This window comes from Protofrankia sp. Cas4 (assembly GCF_963555915.1).
Lineage (GTDB): Bacteria > Actinomycetota > Actinomycetes > Frankiales > Frankiaceae > Protofrankia.
The window spans coordinates 18,770-35,004 of sequence record NZ_CAUVXL010000239.1 but is presented as its reverse complement, the minus strand read 5'-3'; the positions used below and the strand labels follow the sequence as shown (position 1 = coordinate 35,004).

General features: G+C 68.9%; 16 protein-coding genes and 1 pseudogene. 14 read left to right on the top strand and 3 right to left on the bottom strand.

The window, feature by feature from the left end:
- The first annotated feature begins 341 nt into the window (after positions 1 to 341).
- From alr to U9979_RS21530, 8 genes are all read left to right on the top strand, one after another.
- On the top strand, positions 342 to 1,526 hold the full coding sequence (gene alr, locus U9979_RS21565; protein ID WP_322780776.1) for an alanine racemase: 1,185 nt from the start codon (positions 342 to 344) through the stop codon (positions 1,524 to 1,526).
- Between the two features lie 47 nt (positions 1,527 to 1,573).
- Entirely contained in the window at positions 1,574 to 2,821 is a 1,248-nt protein-coding gene (locus U9979_RS21560; protein WP_322780777.1) for an alpha/beta hydrolase, read from the top strand.
- Positions 2,822 to 2,892: 71 nt separating this feature from the next.
- A complete protein-coding gene (tsaE, locus tag U9979_RS21555) occupies positions 2,893 to 3,456 on the top strand; it encodes a tRNA (adenosine(37)-N6)-threonylcarbamoyltransferase complex ATPase subunit type 1 TsaE (RefSeq protein ID WP_322780775.1) in 564 nt (187 codons plus the stop codon).
- Between the two features lie 36 nt (positions 3,457 to 3,492).
- Positions 3,493 to 4,284, top strand: a complete 792-nt coding sequence (gene tsaB / locus U9979_RS21550; protein WP_322780774.1) for a tRNA (adenosine(37)-N6)-threonylcarbamoyltransferase complex dimerization subunit type 1 TsaB — start codon at positions 3,493 to 3,495, stop codon at positions 4,282 to 4,284.
- Positions 4,285 to 4,292: 8 nt separating this feature from the next.
- Positions 4,293 to 4,850, top strand: a complete 558-nt coding sequence (gene rimI, locus U9979_RS21545) for a ribosomal protein S18-alanine N-acetyltransferase (RefSeq protein ID WP_322747191.1) — start codon at positions 4,293 to 4,295, stop codon at positions 4,848 to 4,850.
- The gene (gene tsaD / locus U9979_RS21540) at positions 4,847 to 5,899 is read left to right on the top strand and encodes a tRNA (adenosine(37)-N6)-threonylcarbamoyltransferase complex transferase subunit TsaD (RefSeq protein ID WP_322780773.1); all 1,053 of its coding nucleotides are present in this window, start codon (positions 4,847 to 4,849) and stop codon (positions 5,897 to 5,899) included. Before rimI ends, tsaD begins: the two co-directional genes overlap by 4 nt.
- A 104-nt stretch (positions 5,900 to 6,003) precedes the next feature.
- On the top strand, positions 6,004 to 6,321 hold the full coding sequence (locus U9979_RS21535) for a hypothetical protein (RefSeq protein ID WP_322747193.1): 318 nt from the start codon (positions 6,004 to 6,006) through the stop codon (positions 6,319 to 6,321).
- Positions 6,321 to 7,274, top strand: a complete 954-nt coding sequence (locus tag U9979_RS21530) for a UDP-glucuronic acid decarboxylase family protein (protein ID WP_322780772.1) — start codon at positions 6,321 to 6,323, stop codon at positions 7,272 to 7,274. Before U9979_RS21535 ends, U9979_RS21530 begins: the two co-directional genes overlap by 1 nt.
- Here U9979_RS21530 and U9979_RS21525 read toward each other — a convergent pair.
- Positions 7,258 to 7,449, bottom strand: coding sequence for a hypothetical protein (locus U9979_RS21525; protein WP_322780771.1), 192 nt, complete (start codon positions 7,447 to 7,449; stop codon positions 7,258 to 7,260). The genes U9979_RS21530 and U9979_RS21525 overlap by 17 nt on opposite strands.
- A 167-nt stretch (positions 7,450 to 7,616) precedes the next feature.
- On the opposite strand from U9979_RS21525, the gene groES reads away from it, so the two are divergent.
- On the top strand, positions 7,617 to 7,925 hold the full coding sequence (groES, locus tag U9979_RS21520) for a co-chaperone GroES (RefSeq protein ID WP_322747238.1): 309 nt from the start codon (positions 7,617 to 7,619) through the stop codon (positions 7,923 to 7,925).
- A 233-nt stretch (positions 7,926 to 8,158) separates the two neighbouring features.
- Positions 8,159 to 9,793, top strand: a complete 1,635-nt coding sequence (gene groL, locus U9979_RS21515) for a chaperonin GroEL (RefSeq protein ID WP_322780770.1) — start codon at positions 8,159 to 8,161, stop codon at positions 9,791 to 9,793.
- A 511-nt stretch (positions 9,794 to 10,304) separates the two neighbouring features.
- On the opposite strand, the gene U9979_RS21510 is transcribed toward groL, so the two are convergent.
- Positions 10,305 to 10,637 carry a WhiB family transcriptional regulator gene (locus U9979_RS21510; RefSeq protein ID WP_322747196.1) on the bottom strand — a complete coding sequence of 111 codons (333 nt, stop codon included), beginning with the start codon at positions 10,635 to 10,637 and terminating at the stop codon, positions 10,305 to 10,307.
- Positions 10,638 to 10,790: 153 nt separating this feature from the next.
- Here U9979_RS21510 and U9979_RS21505 point away from each other — a divergent pair, with 153 nt between their 5' ends.
- Positions 10,791 to 11,915, top strand: coding sequence for a MerR family transcriptional regulator (locus tag U9979_RS21505; protein ID WP_322747197.1), 1,125 nt, complete (start codon positions 10,791 to 10,793; stop codon positions 11,913 to 11,915).
- A 19-nt stretch (positions 11,916 to 11,934) separates the two neighbouring features.
- Here U9979_RS21505 and U9979_RS21500 read toward each other — a convergent pair whose 3' ends face one another.
- On the bottom strand, positions 11,935 to 12,345 hold the full coding sequence (locus U9979_RS21500; protein ID WP_322747239.1) for a DUF5319 domain-containing protein: 411 nt from the start codon (positions 12,343 to 12,345) through the stop codon (positions 11,935 to 11,937).
- A 343-nt stretch (positions 12,346 to 12,688) separates the two neighbouring features.
- On the opposite strand from U9979_RS21500, the gene guaB reads away from it, so the two are divergent.
- From guaB to U9979_RS21485, 3 genes and pseudogenes are all read left to right on the top strand, one after another.
- Positions 12,689 to 14,239, top strand: a complete 1,551-nt coding sequence (guaB, locus tag U9979_RS21495; RefSeq protein ID WP_322747198.1) for an IMP dehydrogenase — start codon at positions 12,689 to 12,691, stop codon at positions 14,237 to 14,239.
- 83 nt (positions 14,240 to 14,322) lie between these two features.
- Positions 14,323 to 15,441, top strand: coding sequence for a GuaB3 family IMP dehydrogenase-related protein (locus tag U9979_RS21490; RefSeq protein ID WP_322747199.1), 1,119 nt, complete (start codon positions 14,323 to 14,325; stop codon positions 15,439 to 15,441).
- Between the two features lie 175 nt (positions 15,442 to 15,616).
- A pseudogene (locus tag U9979_RS21485) lies at positions 15,617 to 16,235 on the top strand (hypothetical protein); the annotation flags it as partial.

The following is a 16,235-nucleotide window of genomic DNA, read 5'->3' as shown; positions in this document are numbered from 1 at the left end:
CCGCTGGATGCCGGCAGCGTGGGAGCCCAGCTGCACGGTCGGGCTGCGCAGCGGGCGGGCCATCCGCTGGCTGCCTCCGATCTGGCTCCGATGTTGCGGGTCCGTGGAAGGCACTGAGCAGGTGGGTGTCGTTGAGCGGGCACATGCCTTGGCGCACTCTGCCCCGGCAGCCCTTGTTACCGTCAGAGCGCGTACGCGTGTGGTCGGCGTTCGCATGCACGGGACGATGATCGCGCGGCCTTTGGCCGGTGAAGCTGCGTGGGGCCGCCGGCCGCGCGTAGAACCATGATCGCGCGGCCTTTGGCCGGTGAGGCTGTGTGGGCAGGTCAGGAAGGCTTCGGATGACACGGCAGAGCGGCAACCTACCCGCGTGCGTGGTTGTCGATCTTGACGCGGTCCGCGAGTCCGTGGCGACATTGGTCACCCGTGCCGGCAACGCCGCGACCATGGCGGTGGTCAAGGCCGACGGCTATGGTCACGGGATGCTGCCCTGCGCGCGTGCCGCGCTGGAGGCCGGTGCGAGCTGGCTCGGGGTCGCGTTCATATCCGAGGCGCTCGCGCTGCGCGCCGCCGGGTTCACGGTACCGGTGTTCGCCTGGCTCAGCACGCCCGGGGAGCCGCTCACCGAGGCGATTGCCGCCGACGTCGACCTGTCGGTGTCGGCGCCCTGGTCGCTGGCGGAGATCGCCGCGGCCGCGCGGTTGACCGGCCGCACCGCACGGGTCCATCTCAAAGCCGACACCGGCCTGAACCGGGCGGGGGCGACCGAGGCGGGCTGGCCGTCCCTGTGTGCCGCGTCGGCGGCGCGTGCCGCCGACGGCCTGATCGACGTGGTCGGTGTGTGGAGCCACTTCGCGTTCGCGGACTCGCCCGGCCATCCGACCGTCCGCGCGCAGATCGGGTACTTCCGGGACGCGGTGGCCATCGCGGAGAAGGCCGGTCTACGTCCGCGCGTGCGCCACCTGGCCAACTCGGCCGCGACCCTGATCAGCCCGGACGCACACTTCGACCTGGTCCGCCCGGGAATCTCGGTGTACGGCCTGTCGCCCGGACCTGCCCTCGGTCCTCCCACAGCCCTCGGCCTGCGCCCGGCCATGACACTCACCGCTCGGCTGGCGTTGGCCAAGCGGGTGCCGGCCGGCGGCGGGGTGTCCTATGGCCACCGATACACCACCCTGGACGAGACGACGCTCGCGTTGGTGCCACTGGGGTACGCCGACGGCGTCCCGCGGTCGGCGGGCAACACGGCCGAGGTGCTGTTGGCCGGCCGCCGCAGGCGCATCGCCGGCACCGTGTGCATGGACCAGTTCGTCCTGGACGTCGGCGACGATCCCGTTCAGGCGGGCGATCAGGTCATCCTGTTCGGGCCGGGGGAGCACGGCGAACCCACCGCCGCCGACTGGGCGGATGCCCTCGGGACCATCAACTACGAGATTGTCACGAGGATCGGTGTCCGGGTACCGAGGGTGCACCTCAACGTGTCCGGCCCAGCCGGCCCAGCCGGGCCGGAACGCGGCCTGCCGTGACCGTGATGCCAGATTATGATCATCGACGCCTGGTGGTGACTGTGAAGATGCCGGACGTCGGCGGGCTGCTTGCCCGTACCGGCCGGACTGGCGGCGGCTCGCGGGGGGCGTGGCCGGCCGGCGTCGCCGGTCTTGCCGGCCTCGCCACCGCTGTCGTTGTCGGCGCCGCGGCGCGGCGGCGGTTCCAGCGCCGCTCGGACCGGGCGGGCGTGCTGGCGGATTTGCCGGCTGAGCTGCCGGATGCCTTGGCGGCCGATCTGCCGGCAGACCTGCCCGCCGATCTGTCGGACGCCCTGGCGCCCAGGCCGCCCGATGGCGGTCCGGTCCCGCTGGTCGGGGGGCGTCCGACCACGGTGATCGCGTCGGATGGCGTACCGTTGCACGTCGAGATCGTCGGAGATCCCGGCGCCGCGCTCACCCTCGTCTTCATCCACGGCTTCTGTGTCAGCCTTGACTGCTGGACGTTCCAACGCCGTGATCTTGCCGAATGTGGGCGGTTGGTGTTCTACGATCAGCGTGCCCACGGCTCATCCGGCGCCTCCGACGTCGCGGCATGCACGATTGAGCAGCTCGGTGACGATTTGTATCGAGTGCTGACCGACGTGGTGCCGACTGGACCGGTGGTCCTTGTCGGACACTCGATGGGCGGGATGACGGTCCTTGCGTTGGCTGATGCGCACGCGGAACTGTTCGGCGACCGGATCGTCGGGGTCGGCCTCCTGTCGACCAGTGCCGGCAGCCTGGCCACGGTGACCTTCGGCCTGCCGGCGGCTGCGGCGAAGGTCCTGCGCGTCACGCTGCCCGGTCTTGCCGTCGGCCTGCGCCATGCCCCGACGCTGCTGGAACGGGGCCGCCGCCACGGCAGTCAGATTGCGTGGGCCGCGACCCGTCGGATCGGCTTCGGCTCCACCGCTGTCGGTTCGCCTGTCGTGTCGTTCCTGGAGCAGATGGTGGCCGCAACGCCGCTGCACGTGATGGCCGCGTTCTTGCCTGCGCTGATCAGTCATGACAAGCTCGCCGCAGTGGCGGCGCTGGTGACCACGCCGACGCTGATTCTTGTCGGTGACGCCGATGTCATGACCCCGTTGGAGCACAGTCGGACACTGACCGACGCCCTGCCTGAAGCCGACCTGGTGGTCGTGGCCGGGGCCGGACACGCCGTCCCTCTCGAGCGCCCTGACGAGGTCAACGAGGCGCTGCGCACGCTGGTGAATCGGGCGACCGCCCGGCCGCGGGGTTTGTTGAGCCCGCAGCGATCGCACGGCCCTGATGACCTCTCCGCGTCGGCCTCGTGAACGGCTCGTCCGGGTCTGCCGGGTCTGCCGGGTCTGCCGGGCCCACCGTCTGGACCGACGGACCGGCCTGGATGGTCGAGGTCCCGACGGCTGGAACCATGCGCGCTGTCGGTCGCCGGCTGGCCGGGCTGTTGCGCGCCGGGGATCTCGTGATACTCGCCGGCCCACTCGGTGCCGGCAAGACTGTTCTGGTCCAGGGCATCGCCGCCGGACTGGGTGTCACCGGGGCGGTGACCTCGCCGACCTTCGTGATCGCCCGGGTACACGATGACGGGCGGGTACCCCTGGTGCACGTGGACGCCTACCGTCTGGGCGCAGTCGCTGAAGTCGAGGACATCGATCTCGATGCTGAGATCGAGGAGTCTGTGACGGTTGTCGAGTGGGGCTCGGGGCTGGTAGAGGGCCTGGCCAGCGGGTATCTGCGGGTCGAGATCGAGCGGCCGCCCGAGGCCGCGCCGCTGCCCGGTTTCGGCGATGTCGACGATTGTGATGACAGCGGCGTCCGTGTCATCCGGATGGTCGGTAGCGACCGCGGATGGTCGACCCGCCTGCGGTCGTTGTGGGCGGAGGACGAGGGTGCGGTCCGGCCGCCGCCGGGGATCCACCGGCCCGAACCACCCGATCATGCGATCTGATCGAAGATCCACCGGGCAGGCCCTAGGCTGTCAAACGTGCTGCTTCTCGCTGTTGACACGGCGACACCCGCCTGCTCGGTCGCCCTGGTGGACGTCCACCGGGGTCAGCCCGCCGCCGGATCGGCGAGCGTGGCCACCGCGGCTGGGGTCCCGGCGGCTGAGGTCCCGGCGGCCGGGGGCATGGCGGTAGAGAGCATGGCGGTTGAGGGCATGACGGGACGGGCGCAGCGGCGGGTCGTCGATCCGCGAAAGCACGCGGAACTGCTGGTGCCGTTGATCCGGGAGGTTCTTGACGAAGCGTCGGCACGCCCGGGTGACCTCGACGCCGTGGTGGTTGGCATCGGCCCAGGGCCGTTCACCAGCCTGCGGGTCGGCGTGATGACAGCCGAGGCCTTCGCCGATGCCCTCGGCTTGCCTGCTTATGGCGTGTGTTCGCTGGACGGTGTCGGTGCTGACACCTCGGGCAGAGTGGCCGTGGCGACCGACGCGCGGCGCCGGGAGGTGTACTGGGCGGTGTACCACAACGGCGAGCGGGTGGACGGGCCGTCCGTGGGCCGGCCACAGGTGGTCGTCGACGAACTGCGGCGGATGTCGGTCCACCGGGCGGTCGGCCCCGGCCTGCACCTGTATCCGGACGTCTTCGCGGATTTCGCCGACCTCGCCGACCTCGCAGAGCCGGCGGACCCGGGCTATCCGTCCCCGGTCACCCTCGCCCGCCTGGCCGGCGCGGCGGTCCTGGCCAACCGACCACCCGCGCCGCTCGTCCCGCTGTACCTGCGCCGGCCGGACGCGGCGCAACCGCGTCCGCCGAAGGCGGTGGCCCGGTGATCGGCAAGATGACGATCAGGACAGACCCGGCGACCGGGGATGCGCCGACACCTGGGCGGCGGGACGAGGTGACCCTCGTGCGCCTGCGCTGGTGGCATCTTGACGATGTCGCCGAGCTGGAGCAGGAGATCTTCGCCGAGGATGCCTGGAGCGCCGAACTGTTCTGGTCGGAACTCGCCCAGGGCGAGACGCGCCACTATCTGGCCGCCGTGCGCGGCGGGCGGATAGTGGGTTACGGGGGGCTTGCGGTCCATGACGATGAGTCCTACGTGCAGACCGTCGGCGTCAGCACGGATGCCCGCGGCGGCGGGGTGGGTACCCGGTTACTCGTCGCGCTGTTGCGCCACGCCCGGATACGCGGCGCCCACCGTTGCGACCTGGAGGTGCGCACCGACAACAGCACGGCCCAGGCTCTCTACCAGCGGCTGGGTTTTGTCAATCTCGGTGTGCGCAAGGGCTATTACCAGCCGTCCGGAGCCGACGCCTACGTGATGTCTGCTCGTCGTATCGACACCAACGACTACGGTGAGCTACTGGACGCGGTGGAGTCGACGGTGTCCCGGTGAGCGGGGCTCGCGCCGGTCCCACGGCCCCGGTGCGGGGTGACGCGCCGCTGGTACTGGGTATTGAGACCTCATGCGACGAGACCGGCGTGGGTTTGGTCCGCGGTGGCGTTCTGCTCGCCGACACCCTCGCGTCGTCCGTGGACGAGCACGCGCGCTACGGCGGGGTCATCCCGGAGATCGCAGCCCGGGCACACCTGGAGGCGATGGTTCCGACCGTCGAGCGGGCACTGTCCCAAGCGGGGCTGCGCCACTGCGACGTCGACGCGATCGCGGTCACCGCTGGTCCGGGCCTTGCCGGGGCGCTGCTGGTCGGTGTGGCCGCGGCCAAGGCGTATGCGTTCGCGCTCGGCGTCCCGCTCTACGGTGTCCATCACCTGGCTGCGCATGTCGCGGTGGACACCCTTGAGCATGGAGCGTTGCCCAGTCCGTCAATGGCGTTGCTGGTCTCCGGTGGGCATTCGTCCCTGCTGCTGGTACCGGACCTCGCCACCGGCGCGGTGATCCAGCTCGGGGCCACGGTCGACGATGCAGCGGGCGAGGCGTATGACAAGGTTGCCCGGCTGCTCGGGATGCCGTTTCCGGGTGGACCGCCGATAGATCGGGCGGCCCGGGACGGGAGCCCCACGATTGCGTTCCCGCGCGCGAAGGCGGGCGACGGTACCTTCGACTTCTCCTTCAGCGGACTGAAGACCGCGGTGGCCCGCTGGGTGGAGGCGCGCAACCGCGTGGGCGAGCCGGTGCCCGTCGCCGACGTCGCCGCGTCGTTCCAGGAGGCCGTTGTGGATGTGTTGACGGCCAAGTCGGTCGCGGCCTGCAGATTGCACGGGGTGGACACCCTGGTGATCGGCGGCGGCGTGGCGGCGAACAGCAGGCTGCGGTCGCTCGCGGCGGCGCGGTGCGAGGCCGCCGGTATCACCCTGCGGGTGCCGCGGCCCGGACTGTGCACCGACAACGGTGCGATGGTCGCCGCGCTGGGCTCCCTTCAGGCCGCGGCCGGGGTCACGCCGTCCCCGCTGGACATTTCCGCCACCTCGATCCTTCCGTTCTAGCTTTGTCGGGGCCGCCGGGCGTGCGTAGAAGCATGATCGCACGCCCTTTGGCCGTTCTAGCTTTGTCGGGGCTTAGAGCGCCCGGCATGGTCGAAGATGGGGTTGTGGTTGATGTGACGCGCATGTGGGAGGCGCACGCGGCCGAGGGATGCCTGGATGGGCTCCTGGCCTGGTTGGATCAGGCTCTGGCGGGCACATCGGCGGAGATCTACCGTGGCGTCGGCGACAGCGGAGACGTTGTCGTCGTTCTCCTCCATCCGCAGGGGAGCGAACCGTCGGTGGGCGGTAAACCATCGACCGGCGCCGCCGCGTCCGTCCTCGATGGTGTCCCGCCGAGCCTTCTCGCTCGGTCCGCACGGGGGTGGGACTTCATGCGCGTATCGTCACGCGGACGGAATACCAATAACCAGGAGGGGGCCTGATGGAAAGAAGCGTTGTCACTGGAGGTGCCGGTTTTCTGGGGTCGCACCTGTGCGAGCGGCTGTTGGACGAGGGCCATGAGGTCATCTGCCTGGACAACTTCGTCACGGGGACGCCGGCGAACGTCGCTCATCTTGCGGACCGCGAGGGATTCCGGCTGGTCCGCTGCAATGTAACGGATTACGTTCATGTTCCTGGTCCGGTCGATTACGTGTTGCACTTCGCGTCGCCGGCGAGCCCGATCGACTATCTGCATCTACCGATCCACACCTTGAAGGTCGGCTCGATCGGTACGCTGCACGCCCTTGGCCTGGCGAAGGAAAAAGGCGCGCGTTTCATACTGGCGTCGACCTCGGAGGTCTATGGGGACCCGCAGGTCCATCCACAGCCCGAGAACTACTGGGGCCATGTCAACCCGGTAGGGCCGCGCGGCGTCTATGACGAGGCCAAGCGGTTCGGCGAGGCGCTGACCATGGCCTACCGGCGAAGCCACGCGGTCGACACCGGAATCGTCCGGATCTTCAACACCCACGGGCCGCGGATGCGTCCCAACGACGGTCGGGCGATTCCCGCCTTTGCGACCCAGGCCCTGCGCGGTGAACCGATAACGGTGGCGGGCGACGGCAGTCAGACCCGGTCGATCATCTATGTCGACGATCTGGTCGAGGGAATCGTACGGATGATGTTTTCCGGTCATCCCGGTCCGATGAACATCGGCAACCCCTACGAGTTGTCGATCCTCGAGCTTGCCGAACTCGTCCGTGAGGTTGCCAAAAGTGAATCGGAGATCTCGTTCATTCCGCGGCCGGAGGATGATCCGACGATCCGGCAGCCCGACATTTCGTTGGCCCGTGACATCCTGGGCTGGGAACCTGTCGTCGATCTGCGGACCGGTCTCGATACCACGGTTTCCTGGTTTCGGGAGCATCCCGATGTCATCAGCCGGGCGCACTAACGTGGCCGCGGGCCATGGTGGGCCGCCCGGGTAGTCCGGACCCGTTGTCCTCCGGCCGCCGCCGGATCGGGTCCCGGTCGGTGCCCGTCGCGCCGGCGGACCGGGTCGAGCCCGGCCCGGCGGCGGCCGGCAACTCCCGGTCGTGGCCGGGTTCGGCGGGCTGACCGGCGACCACGGCTGCGGACTCGCTTGACAGTTCCGACCGTGTTGGTTGACGTGGGCGAGGTGGGTGCTAAGTTGGCACTCGGCACACGAGAGTGCCAGCGACAGCAGGCGCCTGTTCCCCCGCGACGGCAGGCCGCCAGGGTCGCTCTCTCATCCAGCGCAGGAAGGGGGAGGTCGATCGTGACGACCGCCACCAAGGTTGCAATCAAGCCGCTCGAAGATCGTATTGTCGTCCAGCCGTCAGACGCCGAGCAGACCACCGCGTCAGGCATCGTGATCCCGGATACGGCCAAGGAGAAGCCGCAGGAGGGCACCGTCCTCGCGGTCGGGCCCGGCCGGTTCGAGGATGGCAAGCGGGTTCCGCTCGACGTTACGGTTGGTGATGTCGTTCTGTACAGCAAGTACGGCGGCACCGAGGTGAAGTACGCCGGTGAGGAGTACCTGGTTCTCTCCGCCCGCGACGTGCTGGCGATCATCGAGAAGTAGGCCTGTCTCCGGCAGGATCCAAGGGCGTGTTTCGCCGTTCTGGATGGCATTCGTCCGGATCGGTGGAGCACGCCCGATCGCCGTTAGGGCGTGCTTTCCGAATCTTCGCTCGCATCACCCCCACCGGAATGCTCCGCGGTCGCGTGGGTTCCTGCTCCCGGGGTCCATCGAGCGATTTCCTGGCGGCACGCCCAGGGGCAGACACGCCCTGAGCCGGTTCGGGAGGACCACGTATGCCCAAGATTCTGACATTCAGTGAGGACGCTCGCCATGCGCTTGAGCATGGCGTGAACGCCCTCGCGGACGCTGTGAAGGTGACGATCGGCCCGCGTGGCCGCAACGTCGTCATCGACAAGTCCTACGGCGCACCGACGATCACCAACGACGGGGTGACGATCGCGCGCGAGGTGGAGCTCGACAACCCCAACGAGAACCTCGGCGCCCAACTCGCCAAGGAAGTCGCCACCAAGACCAACGACGTCGCCGGCGACGGCACCACGACCGCGACCGTGCTCGCCCAGGCCATGGTGCGCAGCGGGCTGCGACAGGTCGCGGCCGGGACGCCGCCGGTGGCGCTCAAGGCGGGTATCGAGGCCGCGGTCGTGGCCGTTTCCAACGCCCTGCTGGAGCAGGCGCTGGAGGTGGACTCGAAGGAGGTCATCGCGCACGTCGCGGCAATCTCCGCCCAGGACGCGAAGGTCGGCGAGCTCATCGCCGAGGCGATGGACCGGATCGGCAAGGACGGTGTGATCACCGTCGAGGAGAGTCAGACCCTCGGACTGGAGCTCGAGCTCACCGAGGGGATGCAGTTCGACAAGGGTTACATTTCTCCGTACTTCGTCACGGACTCCGAGCGCATGGAGACCGTCCTCGAAGACGCGTACGTGCTCCTGCACCCGGGCAAGATCAGTGCGCTGGGCGACGTCCTTCCGCTCCTGGAGAAGGTCATGGAGGCGCGGAAGCCGCTTCTGATCATTGCCGAGGATGTCGAGGGGGAGGCGCTGTCGACTCTCGTCGTCAACGCGATCCGCAGGACCTTCCAGGTCGTGGCAGTCAAGGCGCCGGGCTTCGGCGACCGCCGCAAGGCGATGCTGCAGGATATCGCCGTCCTCACCGGGGGACAGGTCGTCGCTGCCGAGGTCGGTCTCAAGCTTGACTCGGTCGGGCTGGCTGAGCTTGGGCGGGCGCGTCGAGTTGTGGTCGACAAGGACACCACGACCATCATCGACGGTGCCGGGGACGAGACGACCATTGCCGACCGAGTACGTCAGCTTCGGGGCGAGATCGAGGCCAGCGACTCGGACTGGGACCGCGAGAAGCTGCAGGAGCGGGTCGCCAAGCTCGCCGGTGGCGTCGCCGTGGTCAGAGTCGGTGCGCCCACCGAGGTCGAGCTCAAGGAGAAGAAGCACCGTCTGGAGGATGCCGTGTCCGCCACCCGCGCAGCGGTGGAGGAAGGCATCGTGGCGGGCGGTGGGTCGGCACTGGTACACGCCGGCGCGGCCCTCGACGGCGGCCTCGGGCGCACAGGCGACGAACTGGCCGGTGTACAGATCGTTCGTGACGCGCTCAGCGCTCCGTTGACCTGGATCGCGAACAACGCCGGCCTGGAAGGCGCCGTGATCGTCGCGAAGGTGAAGGAGCAGCCCGTCGGCAGTGGCTTCAACGTGGCCCGGGGCGTGTACAGCAACCTGATCGCCGACGGCGTGGTCGACCCGGTGAAGGTGACCCGCTCGGCGGTCGCCAACGCCGCGTCCATCGCTGCACTGTTGCTCACGACCGAAAGCCTCGTCGCGGAGAAGCCGTCGAAGGCCGCGGCCGCCGCCGGCCATGGTCACAACCACGGCCACTCGCACGGCCCGGGTTTCTAAGGGCGACCGGCAACAGGGGTGTAGATCAAGGAGCGGGGCTGCGGCGCTCTGAGGCGCTCTGAGTTGACGGGATCCGGCTCGCCGGGATCCTGACAGGCGTACTCCCGCGGATGTCGGTCGCACCGACCCGCGGCACCGCGTGGTGGATTCCCTCAGCACACCGGGGATTTCGGCCTCCGGCGGCGCGAAAAATCATGATCGCGCCGCCTTCGGCCCTCTCGGCCCGGCAGGACCGCCAACGTCCTGCCGGGCCTTTGCAGGTTCCCTGTCGATCTCGCTGAGGTCGTCGATCTCGCCGATCCCGCCGAGGTCGATCTCGCCGAGCGTTGCGGTCACACGTCGCGGGTGACCCATCCGGTGGGATGGACATGTCCGTGGATGTCGCCACCGCGGGCGCGCGATCTGACGATCGTCGCGCGCCCTTTGGCCCTCTAGCGCCCTGGGGACTGCGGCCTCCGGCGATGCGACAGAACCACGATCGCATCGCCTTTGGCCGGTTCAGCAGGCCGGTTCAGCAGGCCGGAGCCAGACCGGGGCGTGACGGGCTGTGCCGAGCCGCGCCGCGACGCGTTCGGCCGGTCAGGATGCCTTCTCGTTCGGACTCGCTCAGCCCACCCCAAACCCCGTAAGGCTCGCGGGCGTGCAGCGCATGCTCGGCGCATGCCTGGATCACGGGACACCTTGCGCAGACGGCCTTTGCGGCGGCCTCGCGAGCCGCGCGGGCCGGGCCTCGCTCACCTTCCGGGTGGAAGAAGAGCTCCGTGCTCTCTCCACGGCACGCACCGTGAAGTTGCCATTCCCACTTCTCGGCACCGGGGCCTGGAAGTCGTCGGACATCGGTCATCGGTCTGAGCCCCCCTCTCAACCATGGGCGGCAGGCGCCGCAGCTACACCGTAGTGCCGCGCCATATGTTGTTCAACACTGAGAATCACTCGGCGCGTGGTCGGTCGGAGCCGGTTAGTCGCCAAGTTGTGGGTACGGTCGCCGAGAGCCACCATGAGCGCTGTGACCCCCTCCCCGGAGCCGGCGGAGCGCAACCCGCGGTACACAGTCGCGGCGGTTGCCCGGCGGCTGGGCGTCGCGCCCGCGACCCTTCGAACATGGAACCGTCGGTACGGGCTCGGTCCGGCCGACCATGTGTCCGGTACCCGCCGCAGGTACGGCCCACACGACCTGGCCCGTCTGGAGTTCATGTGTCGACTCACACGGGATGGGATCGCGCCCGCCGAAGCGGCCCGGATCGCCAGAACCACACTGGTCGACGACCTACCGGAACCGCGTTGGCTGGCCCCGGTTCGAGCGATCACTGATGATCATACGCACGGTGTCGGACCCGAACCCTTCGAGGGCGGATCTGACCGCGGGGACGCGGACCTGCCGGCTACCACCGGGGAGCGCCTCGGGGCCGCGATCCCGGTGGATGACGATCGTGGCGGTCCCGATGAGCCGGCGGTTGCCGACCCTGCCGGTTCACGGGGTTCAGGCGGCCGGGTGCTGCCGCTGGCGGATGCCGGTATCGCTGCCCGGGGACTCGCCCGCGCGGCCATGGCGCTCGACTCGTCGGCGGTCACCCGCATCATGGCCCACGCCGTGGAAACGGACGGCGTCGTCGCAGCCTGGCAGGAGCTCGTCTGCCCGGTGCTGGTCGCCGTGGGTAGGCGCTGGGAACAGCGCGGCGACGCCGTGGACGTTGAACATCTGCTCAGCGACTGTGTCGCGGCGGTGTTCCGCCGGGTCGCGGATCGCGCGCTCGACACCTACACCCGACCGGTGCTGCTTGCGTGTACCCCGGCCGAACAGCACAGCCTCGCGCTGAGCGCGCTGGCTGCAGGTCTGGCCGAGCGGGGTGCCACCGCCCGCATCCTTGGTGCGGCGGTGCCGGTGGCCGCGTTGCGGACTGCGGTCGCCCGTACCGGGCCGGTAGCGGTCTTCCTGTGGTCGCAGCGTCGGACGTCCGCGGATGCGCAGGCGTTGAGCGGTTTACCGGTAACCCGGCCGTCGACATTGATCATCGTCGGCGGTTCGGGCTGGCGCCGAGCGACCCTTCCGGCGCGAGTCCGTCACGCGGGATCCCTGCCCGAAGCCCTCGACCTGCTCACCGGGAGTCCGCTCGAGCGTTAGAGCGACGCCGCTCGCCGGATCAGCCCGCTTCCGACGCCTCGCTTGTCTCGTAGACGCCGTCGGCATAGCCGCGTGCGTAGTCCCAGCTGACATAGGACGACGGGTCCGGGGCGTACGCGGGCTCGTGGACCCTGGTGCGGCCTTCGTCAAGAAGGTGGCGAAGGTTACCCATGAGCAGATCCCAATCGAAGAAATGGGGTTCCGCGCATCCCTCGCAGTCAACGACGAGGCCGCGGTAGCCGCGGGGCTCCAGCAAGGTCCGGAAGACGTCGAGGTCTCCGAGTTCGGCGAGTATCTCCTCACGCTCGTGCGGCGATAGGGGCTCCAGCAGCTCGGTGTCCTCAATCGGGTCGAGGTGCGCGAGCTCCGCTGTCGGATCCTCGGGGTCGCCCGCGAAGGGGTCGAGAGGCTCGTCGCTCACGCCGACCACGCTACGCCGGACACGGCCTGCTAGTGGCACCGATGGGCGACTCCAGACGTCGGCCGGTGTTCGGATCGCGCCTTTCGACCTGTTCGGAAGACTTGCCTGCGCACGCCTCGTGACCCGTGGTGCTGGATTGTTGCGCAGCGCGACATATCCGGCACCGGATCGGTTGTTTCAACGGATTTTGCCGTTCAGATGGTCATGGTTTTTTGTCGCACGCCCGGCGGCCGTGATGGGTCTTGCTGGCCAAAGGGTGTGCGATCATGGTTTTTTGTCGCACGCCCGGCGGCCGTGATGGGTCCTAGGATGTGAGTTTGGAGCCCGTGCCGAGGTGTGAACGGAAGATGCCATGAACAGTCCCATTCTCTCCCCGGCCGGGTCCGAGCCGGGGCCGATGCAGTCGGCGAAGCTGGCCATGCTGGGGCTGACCTTCGACGACGTGCTGCTGTTGCCGGCGGAATCGGACATCATGCCGGCGGATGCCGACACGTCCACCCGGTTGTCGCGGCACATCCGGTTGGCCGTTCCGTTGTTGTCCTCGGCGATGGACACCGTCACCGAGGCACGGATGGCGATCGCGATGGCGCGGCAGGGTGGCGTCGGCGTCCTGCATCGCAACCTTTCCATCGACGACCAGGCGCAGCAGGTCGACATGGTCAAGCGGTCCGAGTCGGGGATGATCACAACACCTATCACCTGCGGCCCGGATGCCACCATCGAGGATGCCAACGAGCTCATGGCCCGCTACCGCATTTCCGGGGTTCCGGTGACCGAATCGGATGGTCAGTTGGTGGGCATCGTCACGAATCGCGATATTCGTTTTGAACGGGACTATTCCCGGCTGGTGCGTGCCGTGATGACCCCGATGCCGCTGGTCACGGCGCCGGTCGGGGCGTCGGTGGACGACGCGCTGGTGCTGTTGCGCCGGCACAAGATTGAGAAACTGCCCCTGGTGGACGGTCAGGGGCGTCTGCGCGGACTGATCACGGTCAAGGATTTCACCAAGCGTGAGCAGTATCCGCAGGCAACCAAGGATTCGGATGGACGCCTCGTCGTCGGTGCCGCCATCGGGGTGGGCGAGGACGCGTACAAGCGTGCGCAGGAGCTTGTCGCGGCCGCGGTCGACTTCTTGGTGGTGGACACCGCGCATGGCCACTCCCGGGCCGTGCTGGACATGGTGCGGCGCATCAAGAGCGATCTGCCGACCAGATTGGACGGCAGCCCACTTGATGTGGTCGCCGGAAATGTCGCGACCGCGGACGGCGCACGTGCGTTGGTGGACGCCGGCGCCGACGCCATCAAGGTGGGGGTGGGGCCGGGCTCGATCTGCACGACCCGGGTGGTGGCCGGGGTCGGGGTCCCGCAGGTCACCGCGATCTATGAGTGCGCGCAGGCCGTGCGCGAGGCTGCCGTCCCGGTGATCGGTGACGGCGGGATGCAGTACTCCGGCGACATCGCCAAGGCGATCGCCGTCGGCGCGGACACGGTGATGCTCGGTAGTCTTCTGGCCGGGGTTGACGAGAGCCCGGGTGAGCTGATCTTCATCAACGGTAAGCAGTACAAGGCCTATCGCGGGATGGGGTCCCTGGGTGCGATGCGCAGCCGGGGCACGACCCGGTCCTATTCGAAGGACCGCTACTTCCAGGACGACGTTCTCTCCGATGACAAGCTTGTTCCGCAGGGCGTCGAGGGACAGGTCCCCTACCGGGGGCCGTTGGCCGCGGTGGCCCACCAGCTGGTCGGAGGGCTACGCGCGGCTATGGGATACACCGGTGCCGCCACGATCGACGCCCTTCAGCGGGATGCCCGGCTGGTGCGTATCACCTCGGCCGGACTCAAGGAGAGCCACCCGCATGACATTCAGATGACTGTCGAGGCACCGAACTACAACGCGCGGTGATCAGCATGTGCGGCCACCCGGCGTCCGATGGCCCCGTCTGCGGTGGCAGGCTTCCGGCGGCAGGTTCCCGGTGAGAGGACACAGTGGCTGAGGTCGAGATCGGTATCGGTAAGAGCGGGCGGGTGGCCTTCGGACTCGACGCCCTGGGTATCGTGCCGTCGCGGCGGACCCGTGACCCCGCGGACGTCTCGCTGGCATGGGAGATCGACGCCTATCGCTTCGACCTGCCGGTCGTCACCGCTCCGGCGGACGCGGTGACCTCGCCCGCGAGCGCGGTGACCGTCGGCGGTCTTGGCGGTCTCGGCGTTGTCCACGTCGAGGGTGTGTGGAGCAGGCACGAGGAGCCCGATTCGCTTCTGGCGGAGCTTTCCGCGCTCGACGCTGATGCGGCGACCCGGCGGCTGCGCGAACTCTATGCGGCGCCGATCCGGCCGGAGCTGGTCGTCAAGCGGCTGGCCGAGATTCGCGAATCGGGCGTCGTCACCGCTGCCGCGCTGCGTCCCCAACGGGTCGCGGCACTGTACCCGTTCCTCCTCGAGGCCGGCATTGACCTTCTCGTCATCCACGCGCCGGCAGTGTCTGCCGAGCACCAGTCGCGGGCGGGCGAGCCGTTGAACCTCAAGCGGTTCATCGGCGAACTTGACGTGCCGGTTCTGGTGGGAGGATGCGCGTCCTTCTCGACGGCCCTGCATCTGATGCGGACCGGTGCCGCCGGCGTGATCGTAGGTGTCGGGCCAGGTGGCGCGGACACGACCCGTGCGGTGCTCGGTGTCGGGGTCCCGATGGCAACGGCGATCGCCGACGCGGCCGGAGCACGGATGCGCTACCTTGACGAGTCCGGTGGTCGTTACGTCCATGTGATCGCCCACGGTGGGATGCGGACGGGCGGCGACATGGCCAAGGCCATCGCCTGCGGTGCTGACGCCGTGATGCTTGACACGCCACTGGCCGCCGCGGCCGAGGCGCCCGGTTGCGGCGGTTACTGGTCCATGGATGTCCTTCACTCACGGTTGCCACGTGGCGTCTGGGAGCGTGTGCCGGTCATCGGAACGCTTCGCGAGATCCTGTTGGGTCCGGCTGCGGTGAACCCCGGCACGCTGAATCTGGCCGGTGCGCTGCGGACAGCCATGGCGACCACCGGGTACGCGACGGTGAAGGAGCTGCAGAAGGCAGAGGTGTTGGTCGCCTCGACGCTCTGCTAGCTTCCGGGTGCAATCGGTGTTCAGTCGGCGTCAGCGTCCCAGCTCCCCAGCGGCCGGATCGTCCCGTGTCGGACCGTTGGAGTGGCATTGCGGGTCCGGTTCGGATGCCGGGGTGACCCCGCAATCTGGCGGCATGGCACCCTGAAGGCGTCTGTTTCGGTCCGAAGGATGACACATGCGCATCGACGAGCACGGTCGCTGGGTCAGCGATGACGGCGCCTACGTCTGGGATGAGGCCGCCCAGACGTGGCAGCCGTCGGCGCCGCATCCCACCGGATCGGCAGGATTCACGGCTGCCGTCGATGCTGCCAGCCCTGCCACAGACGGCATCGCGGTCGAGTCCACCGGCGGCTTTTCCGTGGTTTCCCTCCATCACGATCCGGCGACGCCTCGGGACCCGGCGGCTTCGTCGGTGGCCGACGACCTTCCCATGACGGGCACGGCCTGGCCGCAGCCCGTCCAAGTCGGTCGGTGGGATGCCGGCTCATGGCCGGGCGCCGACGTCGCGGCGGGGGGCCAGGCCGATGCCGGCGGCTGGGCACCGCTCGGCGGAGACGGGCAGATCGGCACCGATCTGAGCGTCGCCGGCGTGTCCGACAGCGACACGGGATCTTGGGATATCGCCCGGACGCCGGACCCGGTTGCCGGCGCATGGCTTGCAGGGGGCACGGGCGGCGTTGACATCCTGAGCAACTCCGATGCTCGCGCCGGGGCTGACATCCCCACCGACCTGGGGCCAGGCGGGCAGCAACCGAGCGGGCAGCAACCGAGCGGGCAGCAACCGAGCGGCCAGC